This window comes from Cognaticolwellia beringensis (assembly GCF_002076895.1).
In the GTDB taxonomy this organism is placed as follows: domain Bacteria; phylum Pseudomonadota; class Gammaproteobacteria; order Enterobacterales; family Alteromonadaceae; genus Cognaticolwellia; species Cognaticolwellia beringensis.
This window is the reverse complement of the sequence record NZ_CP020465.1, coordinates 4,472,759-4,496,220: the sequence shown is the minus strand read 5'-3', so window position 1 is coordinate 4,496,220 and position 23,462 is coordinate 4,472,759. Positions and strand designations below refer to the sequence as shown.

Here is a 23,462-nt window from a genome sequence, read left to right as displayed (position 1 = left end):
TTATCAATGGCTATTAAACTTACCGAGCTATCGAAATGTCAGTGCAGCCTAGCCAGGTATAATCTGATTTATCAAGTTTGTTATTTTTCCAAAATAGTTTCGAAACTGCCAAAGATCATCCGCTTGCCGTCAAAAGGCATCGTCATGTTGTCCCAGTTCATGCGAGAGTCTGCCATGACTTTTTTCATGCCCAACTCCCTTGCCTCTTTAGAAGCCCAAGTGATCCAAGAAAACACTACCGTCTCATTAGCTTCGCACTTTACTGCCATAGGAAACGAGGTGGTTTCACCATCAGGGACATCGTCGCCCCAATTTTCTACTATGGTTAAGGCGCCATGATCTTTAAAAATAACCGCCATCTCTTGGGCAAGTTTTAGGTAGCTGCTTTTATTTTTAGTGGGTACTGCTATTACAAAACCGTCGACGTAAGGCATTTCGTTCTCCTATATTTTAATGTCTATAAGCCTAGCATTGTTTAATTGTTAAGTGAGGTTTGTGTGTAATAAATAGTCAACTGAATTGATTTTGTTATTGTTGATTAGTTATTCAGGTTTAATTAAAAGAACCTAGCAGGATAATATAGGGTATATAACTAAAAATGTTAGTTACATATATTTTATTTTAGCTTATCTAAAACATGTATTTAGTCTTAAATTCTGAGCATTTAAATTGGTCAAAGCAATATGACGATGCGAATGTCGATAATGAAAAAAAATAGCTGATATTGAATCTACATTCATTATTGATATAGGTTAAGTCGAGTGTTTTTAGCATTTTACATCGTCGTTAGATGAATAGCTTATTGGGACTAGCAGATATCAAATAAATCATAACGATTATCTTGATATCAAGATAATCGTTTGCTATCTTGATGTCAAGATACTATGAATGTAGCTATTCTCCCTGCAACCTTCCAACAAGAGTTATAACGACAATGAGTGATAACCCAGCTTCAAATTTTTTATATATTCCACATTCAGGCCCTGCTTTACTTGAAACTCCATTGTTGAATAAAGGCAGCGCATTTACTGAGGTAGAGCGAAAGAACTTTAACTTATTAGGCTTATTACCGCCTCGTTACGAGTCGATAGAAGAACAAGTTGAAAGAGCTTACATGCAATACAAAAGTTTTGATGAGCCATTAAATAAACATATTTATTTACGCGCGATTCAAGATACCAACGAAACCTTGTTTTTTCGCTTAGTTCAAGCTCATATAGAAGAGATGTTACCGATCATTTACACGCCAACGGTGGGTGATGCATGTGAAAAATTCTCCGACATTTATCGCTCTTCTAGAGGGTTATTTATCAGTTATCAAGACCGTCATATGATTGATGACATTCTTAGAAATGCGACTAAGGGGAAGGTCAAGGTTATCGTGGTAACCGATGGCGAACGAATTTTAGGACTTGGCGATCAAGGTATTGGTGGCATGGGAATTCCGATCGGTAAGCTTTCATTGTACACCGCCTGTGGTGGTATTAGCCCTGCTTACACCTTACCTGTGATGCTAGATGTTGGCACGAATAATAAAAAACTATTAAACGACCCTATGTATATGGGCGCTAAACATGAACGCATTGGCCAACCAGAATATGATGAATTTTTGGATCTATTTATTCAAGCTACTCAGCGCCGTTGGCCAGAAGTGATGATTCAATTTGAAGATTTTGCTCAGCCTAATGCCATGCCATTACTTAAGCGATATCGCGATACCGTGTGTTGTTTTAATGATGACATACAGGGCACAGCGGCGGTTACTTTAGGCACCATCTTAGCCGCTTGTCGAACGCGTAATACTAAACTTTCTGAGATGAAAGTGGCTTTCGTTGGCGGTGGTTCAGCCGGTTGTGGTATTGCGGAAATGCTTATTCAACAAATGTGTTTTGAAGGGCTAAGCGACTTAGCAGCACGTAAACAAATATTTATGGTTGACAGATATGGCTTGTTAACTGAAGGCATGGCTGATTTACGTGATTTCCAAAGTGCCTTGCAACAGCCGTTATCTTCGCTTGAAGATTGGAATTATAGTTCAGAATATCCAGCATTAATTGATGTGATCAATTGTGCCAAACCTGATATTTTAATTGGGGTATCAGGCCAGCCAGGTTTGTTTACCGAACACGTTGTACGCAGCATGAAGCGACATTGCGAGCGTCCTATCATATTCCCATTAAGTAACCCTTCAAGACAAGTTGAAGCGACACCAGCACAAATTATTGAATGGACCGATGGTGAGGTTGTTGTTGCAACGGGCAGTCCATTTGATCCAATTATACATAATGGTAAACACATTCATGTTGCTCAATGTAATAACAGTTATATCTTCCCAGGCATAGGTTTAGGTGTACTTGCTTGTAGTGCTCGCATTATTAGTGACGAAATGTTGATGGCGGCGAGTAATGCACTTGCAGATGCATCACCTCAAGCTAAAGATGTTAATGCCGCATTATTACCCCCAATGACCAATATTGGTGAACTTAGCCGCAATATCGCATTCGCGGTTGCAAAAGTAGCCATGGAACAGCAGTTGGCTTTACCATTAACTGACGAAGTTTTATTGGAAAAAATAGAAAGTAACTTTTGGCAGGCGAAATACAGATCGTATAAGCGAGTTTCAATATAGGCTTTTTATATGTAGAGTTATTACAATTAGCATAAATATAAAAGCAATTTTATCGCACTAATATATCGAATAATCGGCATAAGCTGTGATAATAATTGCTGACTAGTTAACGTTAAAGTATCTATACCCATTCAATTAATCGTTTTTAATTAACACGAAACGAGCATATTAATATGGTTTGGGTATATACTACGCGCTTAAATATTTGGCATGAACTGGTTCGTTTGTATTTAGGATTGTGATGAAAGAGAAGTTAGAAGCTGACAAAAAGCAGAAGAAAATAAGTGATAAAGAAATATATCAAGAGATATTTGATGCTATTTTGTCGTTTCGTTTACGCCCAGGTACTAGACTTACAGAAGATAACTTATCAAAAATATTCAAGGTAGGGCGTACCACTATTCGTAGTGCTTTGTTGCGACTTTCTCAAGATCATATTATCGAAATACAGCCCAATAAGGGCGCTTTTATCGCCAGTCCAACAGTTAAACAAGCTAAAGATATTCTTGAAGCTCGAAAAATGATCGAAGTGGCGATTGTTAAAGATGTGATTAAATATGCCACCGCGAGTGATTTTGATTTACTCAGAAGAATCGTAAAAGCAGAACAAGATAATATCGATCTCGAACATATCGTTGAAGGTATTCAGTTAGGTGGTGATTTTCATTTAATGCTGGCGAAAATATCAAAAAACGCTACGCTTGAGCGCATTATTACTACGTTAATTCCACAAACATCTTTAGTTATTGTGCTTTACGAGCAACCAGATGCCCCAAAGTGCTCCCATTTTGAGCATTTCGAATTAATTGACGTGATGCAAAAAGGTCAAGTCGAAAAAGCTACTGAGCTTATGTATAGACACGTGCAAGGCATTGAATCGCGCTTGCAATTAAAAGATAAAGAACCTAGCGGTGATTTAATTGATATTTTTAAAAAGCGCTAGAATATTAGTATGTTTAATCAAAGTAAATTGATCAAGATATGACTAAAATAGAAATTAGCGATAACACTTTTGGTAGCTCACACCAGAAAACGCGATTACATAATAAGAATAAAATATTAGCGGCTGCTGCTCAAGAATTTAAGCAGTATGGTTTTAATGGTGCGTCAATATCACGTATTGCTGAAACGGCTAATTTGCCAAGAACTAACATCCATTACTATTTTAAAAACAAGTTAGCCCTGTATGGTGCGGTACTGACAAATATTATAGATTTATGGAACCAAGCCTTTGCTAACATTGACGAAAATGATGATCCCGCCCAAGCGATAGCAAATTATATTGATGCGAAAATAGAATATTCACGCATTAATCCGACCGCATCGATTATATTCGCCAGCGAAATATTGCATGGCGCCCCATATTTAAGCCAATATTTACAAACCGACTTTAAGTACTGGATTGCTGAAAAGGCCAAAGTCATTGAAGCATGGCAAGCACAAGGCAAGATCGATAAAGTGTCAGCATATCATTTGCTGTTTACAATTTGGGGAGCGACCCAGCATTATGCTAATTTTGCCGTTGAAATTGAAGCTGCTTTTGAGCGACCGCTTAGCGTAGAAGATTTTGATGAAGCCAAAAAAACCATAAAACATATCATCTTAAAAGGCTGTGGCCTGTCTTTTTAAGCCTATTTACAGTCTAAAAAATACTTTTATATACTTTATTTTCTCTCCAAAAAATCCACAACACCCAGTTTTTATAGGGGTTTTTATCATGTCAAAAATACGACCTGCCTTAGGTGTCAGTTTATTGTATGCGTAATTGTTGACAATGTGTTTTTTGTTCAATATGCTAGGTTCTATTGATTAATGAATACTCAACAAGTTCAAACAGGTGTGCTGGTTTACCAAATGAGCACGAAACTTACAGTCTTGTTAATCATTATCTGCTCCGTGAAAAATAAGTAGCATTATTTTCCAAGGGCAGGAAAAACAATTTTCATAAGTTTTATATTGGTTAGTTAAAGACCAGCTAATAAAAAACTTCAGAGTAAAAATTTTTATCCAATACTCAGTTGTCACTAAAATTATTATTAAGTTGTTGCTGGCATAGGATGCAAATAGAAACCCAAGTTAAATAGTGTAATTAACCTAAGGTTAGTTACATTGATAAGTGTTAATTGGCTCGGATAAGCCACTAAGACATCATTATTACTTAATAGGAGCAGACAAGTGGAAGCGTATTTTTTTGACGTGTTAAATTTTTTAGTGCGCAGTCTTCATATCATTACAGGTATTGCGTGGATTGGAGCATCATTTTACTTTGTCATGCTAGATAACTCGTTAAGTACGCCAAAAAAAGCTGCGGATAAAGAAAATGGCATGTTTGGTGAGCTTTGGGCCGTACATGGTGGTGGTTTTTATCACTCACAAAAATATATGTTAGGGCCAAAAAATGACAAGTTAGATGACAATCTACATTGGTCAAAGTGGGAAGCATATACCACATGGATCAGTGGCTTCTTCTTGATGGCAATCGTTTATTGGTATGGCGCTGACATTTACCTCATCGACGCTAGTAAAGTTGACATGTCTCAAGGTACAGCAATCGCGATTAGCTTAGGATTCATGTTCGGCGGTTACATTATTTACGACATGCTATGTAAATCAGCTTTAGCTAAGAACGATTTACTTTTAGGCCTAGTGATTTTTACTCTGGTATCCATCGCAGCTTATAGTTTGACACATATCTTTAGTGGTCGCGGCGCTTTCATGACCTTTGGCGCTATGCTAGGTACTATCATGGCGGCGAGTGTGTTTTTTGTTATTATTCCTGGTCAAAAACAAATGGTTGAAAGACTAAGGGCAGGACAAGAAGTTGATGCCGCTCCGGGTATAGCCGGTAAGCAGCGTTCAGTTCATAACACTTACTTTACCTTACCAGTAATCTTCGTGATGATCAGTAATCACTACGCAATGACTTATAGTCATGAGTATAACTGGTTAATATTAATGGGTATATCTATGGCTGGTGCCTTGATTCGTATCTTCTTTGTATCACGTCACGGCGAAGGTAAGCCATTAACTGGTGCCTTAATCGCAGCAATGGCAATTATGATAGCTGTTATCTGGGCAATGGCACCTAAATCAGTCGCCACATCAGTAGACTCGTCTGCCAAGCTTGTAGAGTTTTCTCAAGTGCAATCAGTTATCGAGCAACGCTGTTCCTCGTGCCATGCTCAAAAACCTACGCAGCCAGGTTTTGCAGCAGCACCAAAAGGTTACATGTACGACACCCCTAAACAAATAAAAGCACAAGCAGGGCAAATTTATCAACAAGCTGTTGTGCTTAAAGCTATGCCAATTGGTAACCTAACGGGCATGACAGATGAAGAGCGCACCTTGCTAGCTACATGGTATCAACAAGAACAAGCGAAATAATAAACAAAGCACTTTTTACTATAATAAAACAATAAAAGTGCTGTAAACAGTAAAACAGTAAAACCGTAAAAAAATAAAACAGTAAAAAATAAAGTATCAAAACAACAACAACACAACAAAAGCGAGAATAAAATATGAATAAAATAACTACAGCTATTGCTGCCTCGACCCTGTTAGTTGGTTTAGCTGGCGCAGCAACAACTGCACAAGCCTCAGTTTGGAGCTCTACAAAAGTAGAAGGCTTATATGGTCAAGATTACGCACGCGGTTTTAATGGTGCTGATAAAGACGAAGCTATTTTTACTATTGCAAATGCAACTGGCTTTACTTGGGGTGATACTTACTTTTTCGCTGATGTGACCAATGTAAATCATGCTGATAATACCAGTGGTACACATTTAGAGTTTGGTCCTCGCTACCGTTTTTTCAAGCCTGAAGATAACAGCGTGATCAAAGGTGTTTATGGTATCGTTCAAGCTGATATGACCTCTAACAAGTTCACTACCAAAATAGTTAAAATGGCTGGTGGTAGTTTAGATTGGAATGTCTCAGGATTTAAATTTGTTAAAACGCATTTACAATACCGTGATGACCCGACAAAAGATGGCAGTTCTGTTCAGTTTAACTTAGTTTGGAGCAAGGATTTTTCTATTAGTGATGAGAAATTTTCATTCGAAGGCTTTTTAGATTGGACTTCTGGTGAAGGTGACGGTTTCGGCAGCGAATCCAACTTGCTGATGCAACCACAAGTTTTATGGCATGCAAATAAAAGCTTTGCTGTCGGCGTAGAATATCAATACTGGAAAAACCGTTTAGGTATTAAAGGACGTGACGAATCAGTTCCACAAATTATGGTACGTTGGACTTTTTAGTCTGGCTGTCTAAACGAGGAAAATACTATGTCTAATTTATCTGTAGGAACACCGGAACAGTGTCGTGATCCTGAGTATATGCCGCCGTTAAAAGTAGCTATACCTCTCGGTATTCAGCATGTACTTGCCATGTTTGTGGCGAATATTACCCCGGCAATTATTATTGCTGGTGCTGCTGGTTTTGGCTTTGGCTCTAATTCGCCAGACTTCCCTATGATGCTATACATGATGCAAATGTGTATGTTGTTAGCGGGTGCAACAACACTGTTGCAAACCATTGGTGCAGGTCCTATTGGCGCAAGACTACCCATAGTACAAGGGACAAGTTTTGCCTTCATTCCAATTTTAATACCGTTAGTGGCAGGTAAGGGCGTTGATGCTATGGCGGCAGTTACTGGTGGTATTTTAATTGGTGGCTTATTCCAAGCAGCGCTAGGACCTTTAGTTGGCCGTTTACGTTTTGCATTACCGCCTTTAGTAACAGGTTTAATTGTAACTATGATCGGGCTTTCTTTATTGAAGGTTGGTATTCAGTACGCCGCTGGTGGCGTTCCTGCCATTGGCACACCTGAGTACGGTACATTACAAAACTGGGGTGTTGCTTCGGTTGTTATTGTAGTAACGCTAGGTCTTAAATTTTTCACTAAAGGCTTCTTATCAGTTTCCGCGATATTACTAGGGCTTCTATCTGGCTATGTTGTAGCATATACAATGGGTATGGTGAGCTTTGATAATGTTGGTCGTGCTGCTGTTTTTGCAATGCCTAAAGTACTGCCATTTGGTATTGAATTTACGGTTGCAGCCGTTCTCGGTATTGTTCTAATGTCCTTTATTTCGGCTATTGAAACGGTAGGTGATGTTTCGGGTATTACTAAAGGTGGTGCTGATCGTGAAGCAACTGATACAGAAATCAAAGGGGCTACTTATGCTGATGGTTTGGGTTCTTCATTCTCATCTATCTTCGGTGGCTTACCTAACACCTCGTTTTCGCAAAACGTTGGCTTAATTGCCATGACACGAGTCATGAGTCGTCATGTCGCGACTATTGGCGCAATATTCCTGATTATCTGTGGGTTTATTCCTAAAGTAGGGGCCGTTATTTCTACCATTCCAATCGAAGTATTAGGTGGTGGTGTTATACTCATGTTTGGTATGGTGGCATCGTCAGGTATGAAAATGCTTGCTGATGTTGACTGGACAAGCCGTAATATGGTGATATTTGCTATATCATTATCTTTAGGTTTTGGTTTGATGCTTGAACCAGGTGCTTTACAGCATATGCCAAGCACAGCTAAAGCGTTATTGGCAACTGGATTACTACCTGCAGCATTTCTTGCTATATTCCTTAATCTTATCGTTCCTGACGAGCCTGATTAAGTTGAAATAGGCTAGTTAGCTATTGCAACTAGCCTAATTAAATATTATCGAACAATGACTTAACATTATTGTTCGATAATATTATTTTTTGTTAACACCCTAACATGATTATTTAGTAAATTACGTAACGATAAGATGTCTTCACACTTTAACTCAGCTAATTGTTCAGCAACGCATTGTCTTAATGGATAATTTAGCACCCTAATTTCACTTTCGTTTACAACCAAGAGTTAACTCGTGTGTCTAAAGCCTTCTTACTCGTATACCAATTTTCAAGCTATTGTGATTAACGGTCGACAAGCTTTAATTTTCTGGATCTTTAACTTATCTGTTAAAAGTTTAAAGGCCTTATTTATAAAGACCGTATTTATGTTGTTGAATGGACTAGACCTATACAACAATGAAAAATTAGAAATCAAACTATTGAGTTGACATTGATATGACATCAGTAAATATGAATAATTATCCTAGAGACATGAAAGGCTACGGCCAGAAGGTTCCGCATGCTAATTGGCCTAACAAGGCAAAAGTAGCGGTTCAATTTGTTATTAATTACGAAGAAGGTGCCGAGAATTGTATCTTGCATGGCGACAAAGCTTCAGAAACTTTTTTATCTGAAATAATTGGTGCGCTTCCGTTTGAAAATGAACGCCATATGAATATGGAGTCGTTTTATGAATTTGGCAGCAGAGCTGGATTTTGGCGTTTACATCGCTTATTTACCGAGCGAAAAGTACCGGTTACCGTTTTCGGTGTTGCTATGGCAATGCAGAGAAATCCAGAAGCTGTAGACGCTATGTTAAAGGCTGACTGGGAAATTGCCAGCCACGGCTATCGTTGGATAGATTATCAAAAAGTATCTATTGATACTGAGCGTGAGCACTTACAAAAAGCCATAGCAATTCATCAAGAAATGACCGGTGAAAAACCTAAGGGTTGGTATTTAGGCCGAATGAGTGAGAATACTCGTCAACTGGTGCTTGAAGAGGGCTCATTTTTATATGATTCAGATAGTTATGCAGATGACTTACCCTATTTCATTGAAGGTATAAACAAGCCGCATTTAATCGTGCCTTATACGCTTGATGTAAACGATATGCGATTTGCCAGTCCACAAGGTTTTAATGCGGGCGATCAATTCTTTAACTATTTAAAAGACACTTTTGATACTTTATATGCAGAGGGTGCAGATGCGCCGAAAATGATGTCAATTGGCCTACATTGTCGCATCATAGGCCGACCGGGAAGGTTTGCAAGTTTAGTCAGGTTTCTTGACTATGTTGAACAGTTTAATGATGTATGGTTATGTCGTAGACAAGATATAGCCGAGCATTGGATAAAGCATCACGGCGCTAAATAAGGTTCTCAACTGCTCGCTCTCAACCGCTAGTTTAATTTAATAAAGTAACATAAAGCCCAGTAAAGTAATTTCATTATTTTTACTGGGCTTTTTTTTATGTTTTTTTAATGCCTTTACTCGCTAGGTTTATTTCGAAGAAATAGCGCGATTATGACCATAGAAAAGCTTAACACAGACAAAAATGTCATTGGCCATTGAAAACTATCGGTTATGTCTCGTCCAATACCCACCAGTGAAGGCGTTATACCTCCAACGATATAACCAAAAGATGACATCATAGATGATAACTGGGACGCTGATTGCGGCGAACTTGACTCCATAACGGGTAATGCAAGTGCAAGCGCAAAAGTACCTGATGTTGTAATACCTAATAAGGAGACTACCGCTATTGGGTGCCATTGAGGCTGCCAAGCAATGCATAGGATCAGAAAGGTCGAGGACAGGGTTACAGCGGCAATGAGTATATTACGATTGGCTACGCGTGCTGCTAATAAGGGTAAAGTAAATGCACCAATGATGCCCGAAGCCATAAACGAGCTCGCTAGCATACTTGCCTTAATAGTATCAAAGCCCTCATGTTGAAAGTGTGCCACTAACCATGTCGATAATGCATAAAAAACACCAGATTGAGCGGCAAAAAATCCGGTCAACAACCAAGCTCTAAAAGAATCTAACGGCAATTTTTGATGGGTGTAAACCGGTTGATTGTTACTAGCTGATTTAGGCATAAAAATAAGCAACATAAGAAAAGCGACTAACGCTAATAATCCCCATGCAGCTAGCCCGCGCTCCCAATGGTCGTTGTTGAGTTTTATAATCGGAATGGTCAGCGCTACGGCGAGCGATGCTCCAACAGAAATGCTGACCGAATATATCGTGATAGCGACCGTGATATGGCGAGCAAAGTACTGTTTTATAAAGCCAGACATTAATGGGCCGGCGATAGCAATAGCAACGCCAGCTATGAATGCTGAAATTAATAATAGCGTGAAACTGTATTGGCTAAAGTAACGAATGGATAAGGCAGCGACGAGTAGTGCCATAGCAGCTGTTAACACGCTTTCTTGACTCCACCGTCGCGCTAAAATAGGCGCAATGGGGGCGAGGAAACCCATTAACAGTACAGGAATTGTGGTAATTAACCCCGCACTTGCACGACTGAGTGATAAGTCCTCAACAATACGCTCCATAACGGGGGCAATTGAAGTGAGTGCTGGTCGTAAATTGAGAGAAATAAGAATAAGGGCTATTAATAATGTAATAGCCCTTAGGTAGTTAGCCTTTAACAACAAGAGTATCGCAGTCTAATTTGTCGATAATATATTCTGCAGTATTACCTAATAACGCGGCAGTTACACCTTTACGTCCAACAGAGCCTAGTATTAAACATTCAGCATTTAAATCGTCACATAACCTTGGAACAACGTGACCTGGTAATCCTTCTTCAACTCTAATATTTACATCAGAAATATGTAAATTATCGGCGAGGGTTTGTAAACGTTCTTTATGTTTAAGCTTCACTCGCGCGTTGACTTTAACGGGATCAAAAGCAGATTTATCTACCGCTATATGCATGGGTGCTTTACTGACCGTATTGATAAAATGTAATTTTGCACCAAATAGCTTTGACATAGAAGCCGCTTCTTTCGCCACTTTTTCACTTAAACATTGATGCTCGCTATCGCCGTCATCTAAACTGATAGCGGTAACTATATCGCCGTTACACGTCCATTTATGGTTTTTAACCATCAGCACATTAATCGGGCTACAACGGAGTAAGTTCCAGTGATCAGGTGTGAATAAGTTACGTACTGATTTTTTGTAATGCTTAGTTTCTTTAATAATAAGATCGCAATTGTTCTCAGTTGCTAGGTTAATTACCCCTTCATACCATTTTTTATGCCAAGTCACTACGCAGGTAGTCTTTGTTTCAATGCCAAGTGATGCTGCTAATGCTAGCATCACTTTTTTCTGATCGTCCATCAACTCCCTTTTAAGATCTTTGCAGCTTTCACCTGCAACACCCGATGCTTTTTCAATACTTCTGTTATACATCGAACTGCCCAATATTAATTCGGCCTGATACTTATTTGCTAAAAAAACAGCACGAGCAAGGGCTGGTTGTTCTTCCCTATGAGGGGTTATAGCGACGAATATACGTTTATAATCTGCCATTGTGTTTTCCTTTGTTTGATGTTTAATCGTTGATATATTTATTATTGTTTTACAACATATTCAATAATTTTGATAATATCGGATGTCGTTTTTGCCCATGCGAAAGCCATTGCATCGACTTCTTTTAATGGGTGGATAATACTGTCGTCATGAAGTGTGACGTAAGGTTTACCTAAAGCGGCACATTGTCCAGCGTCAAAAGCGGCATTCCATTGTTTATATTTATCACCAAACCTCACAATAGCCAGGTCGCAGTTTTGTATCAGCGTTTGGGTTCTTATCGCGTTAACTTTTGAAGACTGATGGTCGCGCCAAAAAGGATCTTCAGCATGACCTAAATGGTCACCTGCAGCATCACTAAGTTCATGCACCGTCACCGGTGAAGTAAATACAACAGGTAGCGCTTTGCAGCCTTGTTCTATTTGTTGACGCCAATCAGTATGAATTTCGCCTGAAAGATATATATTCCATTGCTTCATGTTTGTTTCCTTAATCAGTTCTTATTGTTAACGCGCTATCGCTATTATAGTGCCGATTTAAAAGCTACAACCTTGTTTACCTGCAATTGATTAAGCCAGCAGGCAAACTGAGGTGTTTAATTAACTGCCACGATAGGTAGAATAACTCCACGGCGACACTAATAATGGCACATGGTAATTAGCATTCGCGTCAAAAATTCCAAAATTAATGGGTATACGATTTAAAAATGCCGGTTCGGTTTTATCACCTGTTAGTTTGGAAAAATAATCACCAACATAAAAAACAATCGAATACTCACCAACTTCGATATTACTATCATCTAATAACAATTCGTCTGTTCGGCCATCACTATTGGTTGATAAGGTTTTGATGAGTCGTTGGTTAGAACCTTCCAAACGATAAAATTCTAGTGTAATACCTTGTGCTGGTACACCATTTGCTGTGTCTAGAACGTGGGTTGATAACTTCGCCATTTAATATTCCTTTTTTCGTTATTCATACCGACTAAGGTTTTATTAGTAGGTTTATTTTTAATCGTGCCTGAAAAAGAGGACAGAAATATTTTAAATAAAAGCTTAGTATAGATGTAGCCAATATTACTTGCTGAAATTTACGCTTACTGAAAATATTTCTATCCACGTGATTAAAATAAGCACTATGTTTCAGGTTACTATAGATTACTTTTATTCTAATTGTCAACAATTATGTATGCAATTGGTTGACTTGATTGACAGGTGTTGTATATTTGTTTACATTTAACGGTATTGAAGCTTTAAATATCCAAGAGTAGTGAGTAAATAACAACATGACAAATTATCAACAAAAAGACTTACTAAAGGTTAATAACGAATTAGTAAACTTTATAAAAGAAGAAGTATTACCCGGTTTGGATATTACTGAGCAACATTTTTGGTCGGCTTTATCAAAAATCACCCATGATTTAGGGCCAGAAAACAGAGCATTATTAGCTAAGCGCATTGCTTTACAGGAACAAATAGATCAATGGAATTTGAAGCATCAAGGTAATTTTGATGTTTTAACCTACAAAAAATTTCTCATGGAAATTGGTTACTTGGTACCAGAAGGTGAAGACTTTCAAATAAGCACTTCGAATGTCGATACTGAAATAAGCACACAAGCTGGGCCACAGTTAGTCGTACCTACAGCTAATGCTCGTTTTGCATTAAATGCTGCAAATGCTCGATGGGGCAGTTTGTATGACGCACTTTATGGTACTGATGTTATTAGTGACGAAGATGGCGCTGAAAAAGGCCGAGCGCACAATGCTATTCGAGCCGATAAAGTTATCGCCTACGGACGAGACTTTCTAGACTCGCATTTTCCGTTAATTACAGGCTTACATAAGCACGCTTGTTGTTATTATATTGACAACAAACAGCTGCATGTAAAATTAGCTGATGGCGCAACAACTCAGCTACAAAACGCACAGCAACTTATCGGTTATCAAGGACAAAAAGAAAACCCTAGTTCAATGCTGTTAACACATAACGATTTACGTGTAGCGATTGAAATAGACGCCATGTCGGCTATTGGTAAAACAGATGCTGCAGGTATAAAAGATATTACCTTAGAGTCAGCACTAACCACCATTCAAGACTTTGAAGATTCAGTGGTTGCCGTTAACGCCGAAGAAAAAATCCACGTATATCGCAATTGGCTTGGCTTAATGAAAGGTGATTTAAGCGAGAGCATTGAAAAGTCTGGTAAAGTAACTAAACGTGTACTTTTAGCTGATAAAGAGTTTCAAGATCTGTCAGGTAACAGTTTTACTGTTCATGGTCGCAGTTTGTTATTTTGCCGAAATGTTGGCCATTTAATGACTAACCCAGCTGTAGTCGACAAAGACGGCTTTGAAATTCAAGAAGGTATCATGGACGCCATGATAAGTACCTTGATTGCCTTACATGACTTACAAAAAAATAACCTTCATCGCAACTCTAGAAATGGCAATGTCTATATTGTTAAGCCTAAAATGCATGGCCCTGAAGAAGTAGCATTTGCTAATAAGTTATTCAACGCGGTTGAAGATGCATTAGGCCTTTCTAGAGACACGATTAAAATTGGTGTTATGGATGAGGAGCGGCGCACTACCGTAAACTTAAAAGAATGTATTCGCGCTGTTAAAAGCCGGGTTGTATTTATTAATACTGGGTTTTTGGACCGAACAGGCGATGAAATACACACTAGCATGTTACTCGGTCCTATGGTGCCAAAGGGTAATATGAAAGCACAACCTTGGATTAAAGCTTACGAAGACTGGAATGTTGATATAGGCTTAGCTTGTGGGTTTGCAGGAAAAGCGCAAATTGGCAAGGGCATGTGGGCCATCCCAGACGAGATGGCTGAAATGATGAAAGTGAAAATTTCTCATCCATTAGCCGGTGCTAATACGGCTTGGGTACCTTCGCCAACTGGTGCGACACTTCATGCTATGCATTATCATCAAGTTAAGGTGTTTGAGATACAAAAGACACTTACCAAAAGAGTCCGTGCAAGTATCGACAATATACTAACGGTACCATTGCTGACTAACGTAAAAGATCTCAGTAAAGAAGCCATCGATAAAGAGCTAAACAATAACGCACAAGGCCTATTAGGTTACGTAGTTCGATGGGTTGATTTAGGTATGGGCGCATCGAAAGTCCCTGATATTAATAACATTGGTTTAATGGAAGATAGAGCAACCTTACGAATTTCAAGCCAGCATATTTGTAATTGGCTTGAACATGGTATTTTGACCGAATCGCAAGTTAGAACCGCTTTAGAAAAAATGGCGGTCATCGTTGACCAGCAAAATGCGCACGATAACAATTATCAAGCTATGTCTGCAGATTTTGAAAAGAGCTTATCTTTTCAAGCAGCATTAGATTTAATATTTAAAGGTAAAACTCAACCAAACGGGTATACCGAACCTTTGCTTCATGAGTATAGAAAACAATTCATTGAAGCCCAGTCATTAAGGAACTAAGCATGTCACACAAACATACATATTACGCACCAACGGGCGGTTTGCCGCCACAAACACAATTAATATCAGACCGAGCTATTTTTACGGAAGCTTACGCTGTTATTCCTAAACGTGTATTGACTGATATTGTTACTAGCTATCTGCCTTTTTGGGATCAGATGCGCATGTGGGTTATTGCTCGCCCACTTAGCGGTTTTGCCGAAACATTCTCGCAATATATTGTTGAAGTAGCGCCTGGTGGCGGTTCAAATAAACCTGAACTTGATGAAAGTGCCCAAGGCGTACTTTTTGTAGTTGAGGGTGAAATGGACATTACGATTGAAGGTGTCGCTCATCATATGGGAACGGGTGGTTATGCTTATTTACCACCAACATGTAACTGGACGATAAAAAACAATAGCGATGCTAATGTAAAATTCCATTGGATCCGCAAAGCATATCAATATGTTGAGGGCATTGACGTACCTGAAGCTTTTGTTACTAGTGATCAAGACTTAGACCGTACCGACATGCCAAATACTGGCGGTGTTTGGGGTACAACAAGATTTATGGATCCAACCGATATGCGTTTTGACATGCATGTGAATGTGGTGACTTTTCAGCCTGGCGGCGTTATTCCTTTTGATGAAACTCATGTTATGGAACATGGTTTATACGTTTTAGAAGGAAAAGCTGTTTATCATTTGAATGGTGAATGGGTAGAAGTAGAAGCCGGTGACTTTATGTGGTTGCGTGCTTTTTGTCCACAGTCATGTTACACCGGCGGACCTGGTCCATTCAGATATTTATTATACAAAGACGTGAATAGACAAATGCCGTTTATTCGTCCTAAAAATTAATATACTGCTAAATTAACTATTAAGCGCATATAGCTGTCATTACCCAATGATGCTATATGCGTTTTTTTATCTAATGAAATTAATAACCAACTTGCGTCAAATATCGCTTCAGCAAAGTTTCAAATTGCGTTTGTTCTGCGGGTGAAAAACATGAAACTAAGGCTTTCTGGCTCCGAGTATGTTCAACTATTACCTTCTCGATAAGACTTAATCCCTCGGGTGTTAGCGACACAGTGACACTTCTTTTATCGTTTTTATTAACCGTACGTTTTACCCATTTTTTTCGTTCAAGTAAGTCTATTCTACTGGTCATTGTGCCGGAAGTGATCAGCATTTGTTCAAGTAATTGGTTGGGTGAAAGTGCATGTGGCGGTCCAACACGCAGTAACGTCGCTAAAACATCAAAACCCGCATCGGTAAGCTCATAATCACGAAATGATTTAGTTAATTCATCACTCATGTGTTTTGATATTCGTAACACTCGGCTGGTAATTGCCATAGGCTTGGTATCAAGTTCTGGCATTTGAATTGCCCATTGCTCAATTTTTTTATCGACTTCGTCCATCATTTATCCGAGAGAGTCCCGCGAGAATTTTGGGATTTTAAACTATTATAATGAAGCTAAGGCTAGCAAATTATTCGTTTGAAAGCTATTTAGATCAAGGTTACTAGGCGGGTTATCTAATTTATACCTCAGTTACAGTTGAGTTAGAGCCAGGTTTAAGCAAAGTTAAAAAAATCAATTTAACTTTTGTTTAGACTTATTTTAAAGTTTTGAGGGAATAAGTTGATTTTAAAGTGTTTATTTTCTTTATGTGCTGCTGTGCTTTCTTAAAATTGAATTTTATCGAAAGTTTACCGGTAAAATAATAAATTGACACTTGTGTCAGGTTTTTATTCTGATATATTTAAAGTATAAAACATTTACAAAATTAACCACGGAACTAATTATGACTACAAGTGCAGTTCGTTTCTTATTAAACAACGATGTTGTGACGATAGAGAACATAGATCCCAATTTAACTGTTTTGCAGTATTTACGTGAAGAGCGCTTTAATAGTGGAACGAAAGAAGGGTGTTCTTCTGGCGACTGTGGTGCTTGTACTGTGGTTATTGCTGAATTAGGGAAAGATAGCCAAACACTTAATTATAAATCGATAAATGCCTGTATTAGTTTTGTTGGCAGTTTACACGGTAAACAATTAATTACCGTAGAGCACCTTAAGCAAGGCGCTAAACTTCATCATGTACAACAATCTATGGTAGATAATCATGGTTCACAATGTGGCTTTTGCACACCAGGCTTTGTTATGTCCTCATTTGCTTTACATAAACATAACAACAAGCCTAACCGTGAAGAAGTGCTAGAAGCACTCGCAGGAAATTTATGCCGTTGCACCGGATACCGATCTATTATCGATGCGGCTATAGCATCGAGTGAACATTGTGAAGCTGACTCATTTGCACAACATTATAACCAAACCGTGCAACAGTTGAATGACTTTAAAGGGCTACCATCAGCTAAGCTTTCTAATACGCGTCATTGTTACTTTGCACCAAAAAGTACAGCTGAATTGGCCGAAAAGTTATTATCAAATCCGCAAGCAATTTTAGTTGCGGGTGCGACTGATCTCGCGCTGTCAGTGACACAAAACTTAGCCATCATTGAAGACCTGGTTTATTTGGGTGATGTCACTGAATTACAAACCTTAGAAAATAGCGCTGAAGAATTCATTATCGGCTCAGCAGTACCCTACAGTGATTTTACCCCAATGCTACATGAGGAATATCATGAGCTTGGCGAAATGATTGAACGTATTGGTTCACGACAAATTCGTAATAATGGCACCTTAGGTGGCAATATTGGTAATGCTTCGCCTATTGGTGATATGCCACCAGCGCTAATCGCTTTAGACGCTCATATGACCTTACAACGTGGTAATGAAGAGCGAAAAATAGCCGTAGAAGACTACTTTGTTGATTACAAAAAAACGGTATTAAAAGCGTCTGAATTTATTAAAAATATCTACATACCTAAGTCAAAGCCAGATCAAGTATTGAAAGTTTATAAAATATCTAAGCGCATTGACGATGATATCTCAGCTGTTTTAGCCGCTTTTAATATCGAACTTAAAGATAATATTGTCACGAATGTTCGTATCGCATTCGGAGGCATGGCAGGTATTCCCATGCGTGCTAAACAATGTGAAGCCGCCTTATTAAATAAAACCTTTGATAGCGAAAGTGTCACTGCCGCGCAACAGGCATTAACGCAAGACTTTCAACCTATGTCTGATGTTCGCGCTTCTGATAAATATCGCATGAAAGTCGCACAAAATTTAATCCAAAAATGTTACTTGGAACTACAAAGTAAAAATATTGAAACTCGGGTAGTTAATTATGCGTAGTCTTATAAATACAAAACATTCTAACGAAAATATTAACAATGAATTAGCGTCAGTCGGCCAAGGTGGAGTAGGTCGATCGAAAAAGCACGAAAGTGCTGACAAACATGTCAGTGGTGAAGCGCTATATATTGATGATAGACCAAGCCTTCGTGGCCAACTTCATGCTGCAGCAGGGCAAAGTACGATTGCGCATGGACTGATTAAAAGTATCGACTTATCGGCCGTAAAAGCAGCTGAAGGCGTTGTCGCTGTGATCACAGTAGAAGATGTTCCTGGACATACTGATATTGGTCCCGTGTTCCCTGGAGATCCGGTATTAGCCATTGGTAAAGTTGATTATATCGGCCAGCCAATATTTGCTGTTGCGGCCACTAGCCATGACTTGGCTAGGCGTGCGGTTAAGTTAGCCAAAATTGAATATGAAGCGCTTCCTGCGGTATTAACGGTTAAAGATGCTTTAGCAAAGCAAAGCTTTGTTCGACCGCCTTTTACGATGAAACGTGGTGACTCTGCGACAGCTATTGAGCAAGCGACTCATCAGTTATCAGGTGAAATTTCAGTCGGTGGGCAAGAGCACTTTTATCTTGAAGGTCAAGTTTCAACGGCTGAGCCAACCGAAGATGGCGGCATGACCGTATTTTCATCGTCACAGCACCCGAGTGAAGTACAAAAGCTCGTGGCTGAAGTACTCGATATTCCGCTTAATAAAGTGATTGTGGATACGCGTCGAATGGGCGGTGGTTTTGGTGGTAAAGAAACCCAAGCGGCACCATGGGCTTGTCTAGCGGCGCTTTTATCCAATGTAACAAAACGTCCTGTTAAGTTTAAACTTAGCCGGTCAGACGATATGTGCATGACAGGTAAACGCCATCCATTTGAAAATAATTATCACGTTGGCTTTGATAGTGACGGGCAAATTAAAGGCATAAATATCGAGGTTAACGGCAATTGTGGCTATTCACCTGATTTATCAGATGCCATCGTCGATAGAGCCATGTTCCATTCTGACAACGCTTACTTTTTAGATCAAGCAACGGTCACGGGAAATCGCTGTAAATTAAACACGGTTTCCCACACAGCTTATCGTGGTTTTGGCGGACCACAAGGTATGATGACCATCGAAATGGTGATGGACGATATTGCACGCCACCTAGGTAAAGACCCGTTAGAAATTCGTAAAATCAATTTATACGGTAAAGATGATCGCAACGTCACCCATTATCATCAAACGGTTGAACACAATAAAATGGCGGAATTAATTTCCTCATTAGAGCAAAGTTCAGACTATCAAGCGCGCAGAGCAAGCATTAGCCAGTTCAATATCGAAAATACATTATTGAAAAAGGGCATTGCTTTAACACCAGTAAAATTTGGTATTTCGTTTACTGTTCAGCATTTAAACCAAGCCGGTGCCTTAGTGCACATTTATACCGACGGTACTATTCATTTAAACCATGGCGGTACTGAAATGGGCCAAGGTTTATATACTAAAGTGGCGCAAATTGTTGCTGAAGAATTTCAAGTCGATGTTGATACCGTTGGCGTTTCTGCTACACGCACCGATAAAGTGCCGAATACGTCGCCAACAGCAGCATCTTCAGGAACAGATTTAAACGGCAAAGCGGCACAAGCGGCGGCTAAAACCATCAAAGCTCGTTTGATTGAGTTTGCCTGTGAAAAATATAACGTTAACCAAGCTGAAGTTAGTTTTAAAGAAAGCCATGTCATTGTCGGCCAAGATAAATTTTCATTCGCCGAGTTTGTTCAGCAAGCTTACATGGGGCGAGTGTCACTTTCTTCAACCGGTTTTTATAAAACGCCGAAAATTCATTTTGATCGCGCTACAGGTAAAGGTCGACCGTTTTTTTATTACTCAACCGGTGCTGCAGTATCCGAAGTATTAATTGATACCTTAACGGGTGAATATAAATTATTACGTGTCGATATTTTGCATGACGTGGGGCATTCATTGAATCCGGCCATTGATATTGGCCAAATTGAAGGCGCATTTATTCAAGGAATGGGCTGGTTAACCACTGAAGAGTTGGTTTGGAACGAGCAAGGGCGATTATTATCGAATAATCCTGCAACCTATAAAATTCCAGCTATTAGCGATACGCCAAGCGATTTTAGAGTTGATTTAGTCCCAGACGATCCTAATCGTGAGCAAACTATTTATAACTCAAAAGCCGTTGGTGAACCGCCATTTATGTTAGGTATATCGGTTTGGTCGGCACTTAAAGATGCAATTTCAAGTGTATCCGACTACAAATTAAGTCCCGATTTGGACACCCCGGCTACACCTGAACGCGTACTTTGGGCAGTAGAAGCCATGAAAGATAACGCGTGAGCATTGCGAGCAGATTATGACAACTAACTGGAGTAGCGCTAGCTATAAGTTAAGCAAACAAGGTCAAGCCTATGTATTAGTGACCTTGGTGGGCGTTTCTGGCTCAACGCCAAGAAATAGTGGTACAAAAATGGTTATCAGTCATGATGATATTTTTGACACTATTGGCGGTGGTCACCTTGAACACAAAGCGATTAAATACGCTAAAAAAATGCTAGTTTCAGGCAAAAGTTGCCAACATATTGAGCACTTTCAACTGGGCAGTAATTTAGGTCAATGTTGTGGTGGCAACACGTCGGTGTTATTTGAATGTTTTGCTGCTACAGGCGTAAATATTATGTTGTTCGGTGCCGGGCATGTTGGTAAGGCATTGGTGCCTATTTTAGCGCAACTACCCTGCAAAATTACATGGGTCGATAGCCGAGAAGCGCAGTTTCCAGCTGATCTTTCGTCTTATGAAAATGTCGATAAAGTGGTCAGTGACTCGCCTGAACTCGAAGTAGCTAGCATGCCAGCTAATAGCTACTTCATTGTTATGACGCACAATCATCAAATGGATTTTGAAATATCACAAGCCATTTTAAAGCGGGCAAATTTTCATTATTTAGGCTTAATTGCTTCAAACACCAAATGGCGTCGCTTTCAACAACGCTATAAACATCGAGATATTGATCAAATACAAGTGGCTCGAATGAGTTGCCCCATTGGCTTAGCAGAAGTAGGCGGTAAATTACCGATGGAAGTTGCAGTGTCTGTATCAGCCGAAATTATTAATGTTTACCAAGCTCAACAAGTCAAATTAGCGGTCATAAATGAGCAACACGAACAAGGTAATCAACAAAGTGTAGATGAAAATTTTGCTAGCAAAGCTCGACCTAAATCACAGCAGGGCATTCATTGGCAAGAATTAAAGCAATTACTCAGTACCGACTAACGTTTGTAAGTTTATTATTTCATTAGATAACAACGTCTCAACACCTTGTTATTTTAGAAAATATTATTAATTACGTTTTACAATGTGAAATATCTTTACGTTAGAATCCCCTAATAAAGAGAGTATTATAGTTATCCTCAACAAATTTATAACTTTAAAGCAGGGGATTGAAAGCGCTGCTAATGAGAACAGTAAAATTGGTGGATAGTGACGTAGTCAATTATTGCACCTGACTATTTAAGCAACAAAAAATTAATAGGAAGTATTATGAATTTAGCACAATTAAATGACTTACCCGTCGACGAAGCCACCCACACTTTTATGCAGTGCTGTACATCAGCAGCGTGGGTATCAGGCATGGTTCAGGCTCGCCCTTTTGCTGATAAACAAGATTTAGAAACAAAAGCTGACACAGCGTGGCAAGGTCTTACTGAAGCAGACTATTTAGAAGCGTTTGAAGGTCACCCACAAATTGGTAACGTTGACACCCTAAGAGCAAAATATGCTAATACCAAAGAGCTTGCCAGTGGTGAACAAAGCTCAGTCAGTGAAGCAACAGAGCAAGTGATTGAATCATTAGCGCAAGGTAACGCAGATTATCTGGAAAAATTTGGTTTTATTTTTATCGTTTGTGCAACCGGCAAAAGTGCTGCGCAAATGGTGGCATTATTGCAAGCACGTTTACCTAACGATAAAGCGACTGAACTGGCTAATGCCGCAGAAGAGCAACGCAAAATATTTCACTTACGTTTAGAAAAACTAATATGAGCCAAATAACGACTCATGTGCTTGATACAACGCGTGGTTTACCGGCACAAAATTTACCTATTACCTTGTTTGCTCAAAGCAGTGATGGCTGGAATGAATTAGCAACAGGTGTGACTAACGCTGATGGTCGCATTGTTGGATTATTAGCAGATAATGTTGTACTAGCTGCGGGCGTTTATCGTATGCACTTTGCCACTAAACCTTATTTTGAAGCAAATAAAGAACAAGGTTTTTACCCTTATGTAGATATCGTGTTCGAGCTAGATGGCAGCCCGAGTCATTACCATATTCCATTGTTGTTAACTGCGTTTGGTTATTCAACATACCGTGGTAGCTAAGAATAAATTATGCAGGAAATTAAAATGACCAAAAATAGAAAAACAATTACGCCAAAACCATTAACAAGTGCTGCATTCAGTGCCTTTGGTGATGTTATTGAAGCCAATGCTGAAGCTAAAATAATTGAAATCAATGATGGTTTTACTCAGCGCTACCATGATTTAGCTAAAATTGATGTGACTGATAAAACCGGCCACCCGATTGTAAATATATTTCGTTCGACGCCCCTCGCTCAACCTATCGCGATTAAAATGATGGAACGTCATCCTCACGGTAGCCAAGCTTTCATTCCTATGGGGCAAAATCCTTATATTGTTGTGGTTGCACCTGCTGGTGAATTTGACGTTGATAAAATCGAAATATTTTTGGCGAATTCAAATCAAGGTGTTAACTACCATAAAGGTACTTGGCATCATTTCTGTTTAGCATTGGGTAGTGAAAGTGACTTCTTAGTGATTGATAGAGGTGGCAATGGTGATAACTGTGACGTACTGGAATTGGATGGTTCATTAGTTATTGCCGAATGCTAGATTAACCATAGTGTTTGTTAATACATAA

Annotated in this window: 21 protein-coding genes; 15 read left to right on the top strand and 6 right to left on the bottom strand. The window is 39.2% G+C overall.

Annotation, left to right across the window (positions count from 1 at the left end; genetic code table 11):
• Positions 1-80: 80 nt before the first annotated feature.
• Positions 81-434 (bottom strand): DUF1428 domain-containing protein, encoded by a 354-nt coding sequence (locus tag B5D82_RS18930; protein WP_081153926.1) that lies wholly within the window; start codon positions 432-434, stop codon positions 81-83.
• 500 nt (positions 435-934) lie between these two features.
• Here B5D82_RS18930 and B5D82_RS18925 point away from each other — a divergent pair, with 500 nt between their 5' ends.
• The 7 genes from B5D82_RS18925 (at position 935) to puuE (ending at position 9,622) form a co-directional block, all read left to right on the top strand.
• Entirely contained in the window at positions 935-2,629 is a 1,695-nt protein-coding gene (locus tag B5D82_RS18925) for an NAD-dependent malic enzyme (RefSeq protein ID WP_081153924.1), read from the top strand.
• Between the two features lie 241 nt (positions 2,630-2,870).
• Positions 2,871-3,572, top strand: a complete 702-nt coding sequence (locus B5D82_RS18920; protein ID WP_081153922.1) for a GntR family transcriptional regulator — start codon at positions 2,871-2,873, stop codon at positions 3,570-3,572.
• A gap of 38 nt (positions 3,573-3,610) precedes the next feature.
• Positions 3,611-4,258: a TetR family transcriptional regulator C-terminal domain-containing protein gene (locus B5D82_RS18915; RefSeq protein ID WP_081153920.1), complete on the top strand. Its 648-nt coding sequence runs from the start codon at positions 3,611-3,613 to the stop codon at positions 4,256-4,258.
• 546 nt (positions 4,259-4,804) lie between these two features.
• On the top strand, positions 4,805-6,013 hold the full coding sequence (locus B5D82_RS18910; RefSeq protein WP_081153918.1) for a urate hydroxylase PuuD: 1,209 nt from the start codon (positions 4,805-4,807) through the stop codon (positions 6,011-6,013).
• Between the two features lie 134 nt (positions 6,014-6,147).
• Positions 6,148-6,885: a hypothetical protein gene (locus tag B5D82_RS18905; RefSeq protein WP_081153916.1), complete on the top strand. Its 738-nt coding sequence runs from the start codon at positions 6,148-6,150 to the stop codon at positions 6,883-6,885.
• Positions 6,886-6,912: 27 nt separating this feature from the next.
• On the top strand, positions 6,913-8,262 hold the full coding sequence (locus B5D82_RS18900) for a uracil-xanthine permease family protein (protein ID WP_081153914.1): 1,350 nt from the start codon (positions 6,913-6,915) through the stop codon (positions 8,260-8,262).
• A gap of 439 nt (positions 8,263-8,701) precedes the next feature.
• The gene (gene puuE / locus B5D82_RS18895; protein WP_216629002.1) at positions 8,702-9,622 is read left to right on the top strand and encodes an allantoinase PuuE; all 921 of its coding nucleotides are present in this window, start codon (positions 8,702-8,704) and stop codon (positions 9,620-9,622) included.
• Between the two features lie 113 nt (positions 9,623-9,735).
• On the opposite strand, the gene B5D82_RS18890 is transcribed toward puuE, so the two are convergent.
• The 4 genes from B5D82_RS18890 to uraH (B5D82_RS18875) form a co-directional block, all read right to left on the bottom strand.
• A complete protein-coding gene (locus B5D82_RS18890; protein ID WP_157673936.1) occupies positions 9,736-10,914 on the bottom strand; it encodes an MFS transporter in 1,179 nt (392 codons plus the stop codon).
• Positions 10,898-11,797, bottom strand: coding sequence for a universal stress protein UspE (uspE, locus tag B5D82_RS18885; RefSeq protein WP_081153910.1), 900 nt, complete (start codon positions 11,795-11,797; stop codon positions 10,898-10,900). Before uspE ends, B5D82_RS18890 begins: the two co-directional genes overlap by 17 nt.
• 41 nt (positions 11,798-11,838) lie before the next feature.
• On the bottom strand, positions 11,839-12,276 hold the full coding sequence (locus B5D82_RS18880) for a YtoQ family protein (protein WP_081153908.1): 438 nt from the start codon (positions 12,274-12,276) through the stop codon (positions 11,839-11,841).
• A 120-nt stretch (positions 12,277-12,396) separates the two neighbouring features.
• Positions 12,397-12,750 carry a hydroxyisourate hydrolase gene (uraH, locus tag B5D82_RS18875; RefSeq protein WP_081153906.1) on the bottom strand — a complete coding sequence of 118 codons (354 nt, stop codon included), beginning with the start codon at positions 12,748-12,750 and terminating at the stop codon, positions 12,397-12,399.
• A 332-nt stretch (positions 12,751-13,082) separates the two neighbouring features.
• On the opposite strand from uraH (B5D82_RS18875), the gene B5D82_RS18870 reads away from it, so the two are divergent.
• Together B5D82_RS18870 and B5D82_RS18865 are read left to right on the top strand one after the other, a co-directional pair.
• Positions 13,083-15,266: a malate synthase G gene (locus B5D82_RS18870; protein ID WP_081153904.1), complete on the top strand. Its 2,184-nt coding sequence runs from the start codon at positions 13,083-13,085 to the stop codon at positions 15,264-15,266.
• A 2-nt stretch (positions 15,267-15,268) separates the two neighbouring features.
• A complete protein-coding gene (locus B5D82_RS18865; protein ID WP_081153902.1) occupies positions 15,269-16,105 on the top strand; it encodes a bifunctional allantoicase/(S)-ureidoglycine aminohydrolase in 837 nt (278 codons plus the stop codon).
• Positions 16,106-16,184: 79 nt separating this feature from the next.
• Here B5D82_RS18865 and B5D82_RS18860 read toward each other — a convergent pair whose 3' ends face one another.
• Positions 16,185-16,673, bottom strand: coding sequence for a MarR family winged helix-turn-helix transcriptional regulator (locus B5D82_RS18860; RefSeq protein ID WP_245807518.1), 489 nt, complete (start codon positions 16,671-16,673; stop codon positions 16,185-16,187).
• A 382-nt stretch (positions 16,674-17,055) separates the two neighbouring features.
• On the opposite strand from B5D82_RS18860, the gene xdhA reads away from it, so the two are divergent.
• The 6 genes from xdhA to B5D82_RS18830 all read left to right on the top strand — a co-directional run bounded on the left by xdhA (position 17,056) and on the right by B5D82_RS18830 (position 23,434).
• Positions 17,056-18,513 carry a xanthine dehydrogenase small subunit gene (gene xdhA / locus B5D82_RS18855; protein ID WP_081153898.1) on the top strand — a complete coding sequence of 486 codons (1,458 nt, stop codon included), beginning with the start codon at positions 17,056-17,058 and terminating at the stop codon, positions 18,511-18,513.
• Entirely contained in the window at positions 18,506-20,863 is a 2,358-nt protein-coding gene (gene xdhB, locus B5D82_RS18850) for a xanthine dehydrogenase molybdopterin binding subunit (RefSeq protein WP_081153896.1), read from the top strand. Before xdhA ends, xdhB begins: the two co-directional genes overlap by 8 nt.
• Before the next feature lie 16 nt (positions 20,864-20,879).
• The gene (xdhC, locus tag B5D82_RS18845; RefSeq protein WP_081153894.1) at positions 20,880-21,797 is read left to right on the top strand and encodes a xanthine dehydrogenase accessory protein XdhC; all 918 of its coding nucleotides are present in this window, start codon (positions 20,880-20,882) and stop codon (positions 21,795-21,797) included.
• A gap of 267 nt (positions 21,798-22,064) precedes the next feature.
• Positions 22,065-22,565 (top strand): 2-oxo-4-hydroxy-4-carboxy-5-ureidoimidazoline decarboxylase, encoded by a 501-nt coding sequence (uraD, locus tag B5D82_RS18840; RefSeq protein ID WP_081153892.1) that lies wholly within the window; start codon positions 22,065-22,067, stop codon positions 22,563-22,565.
• Positions 22,562-22,903 carry a hydroxyisourate hydrolase gene (gene uraH / locus B5D82_RS18835; RefSeq protein WP_081153890.1) on the top strand — a complete coding sequence of 114 codons (342 nt, stop codon included), beginning with the start codon at positions 22,562-22,564 and terminating at the stop codon, positions 22,901-22,903. The genes uraD and uraH (B5D82_RS18835) overlap by 4 nt, the downstream gene beginning before the upstream one ends.
• A 24-nt stretch (positions 22,904-22,927) precedes the next feature.
• Entirely contained in the window at positions 22,928-23,434 is a 507-nt protein-coding gene (locus B5D82_RS18830; protein WP_081153888.1) for an ureidoglycolate lyase, read from the top strand.
• Positions 23,435-23,462 lie beyond the last annotated feature (28 nt).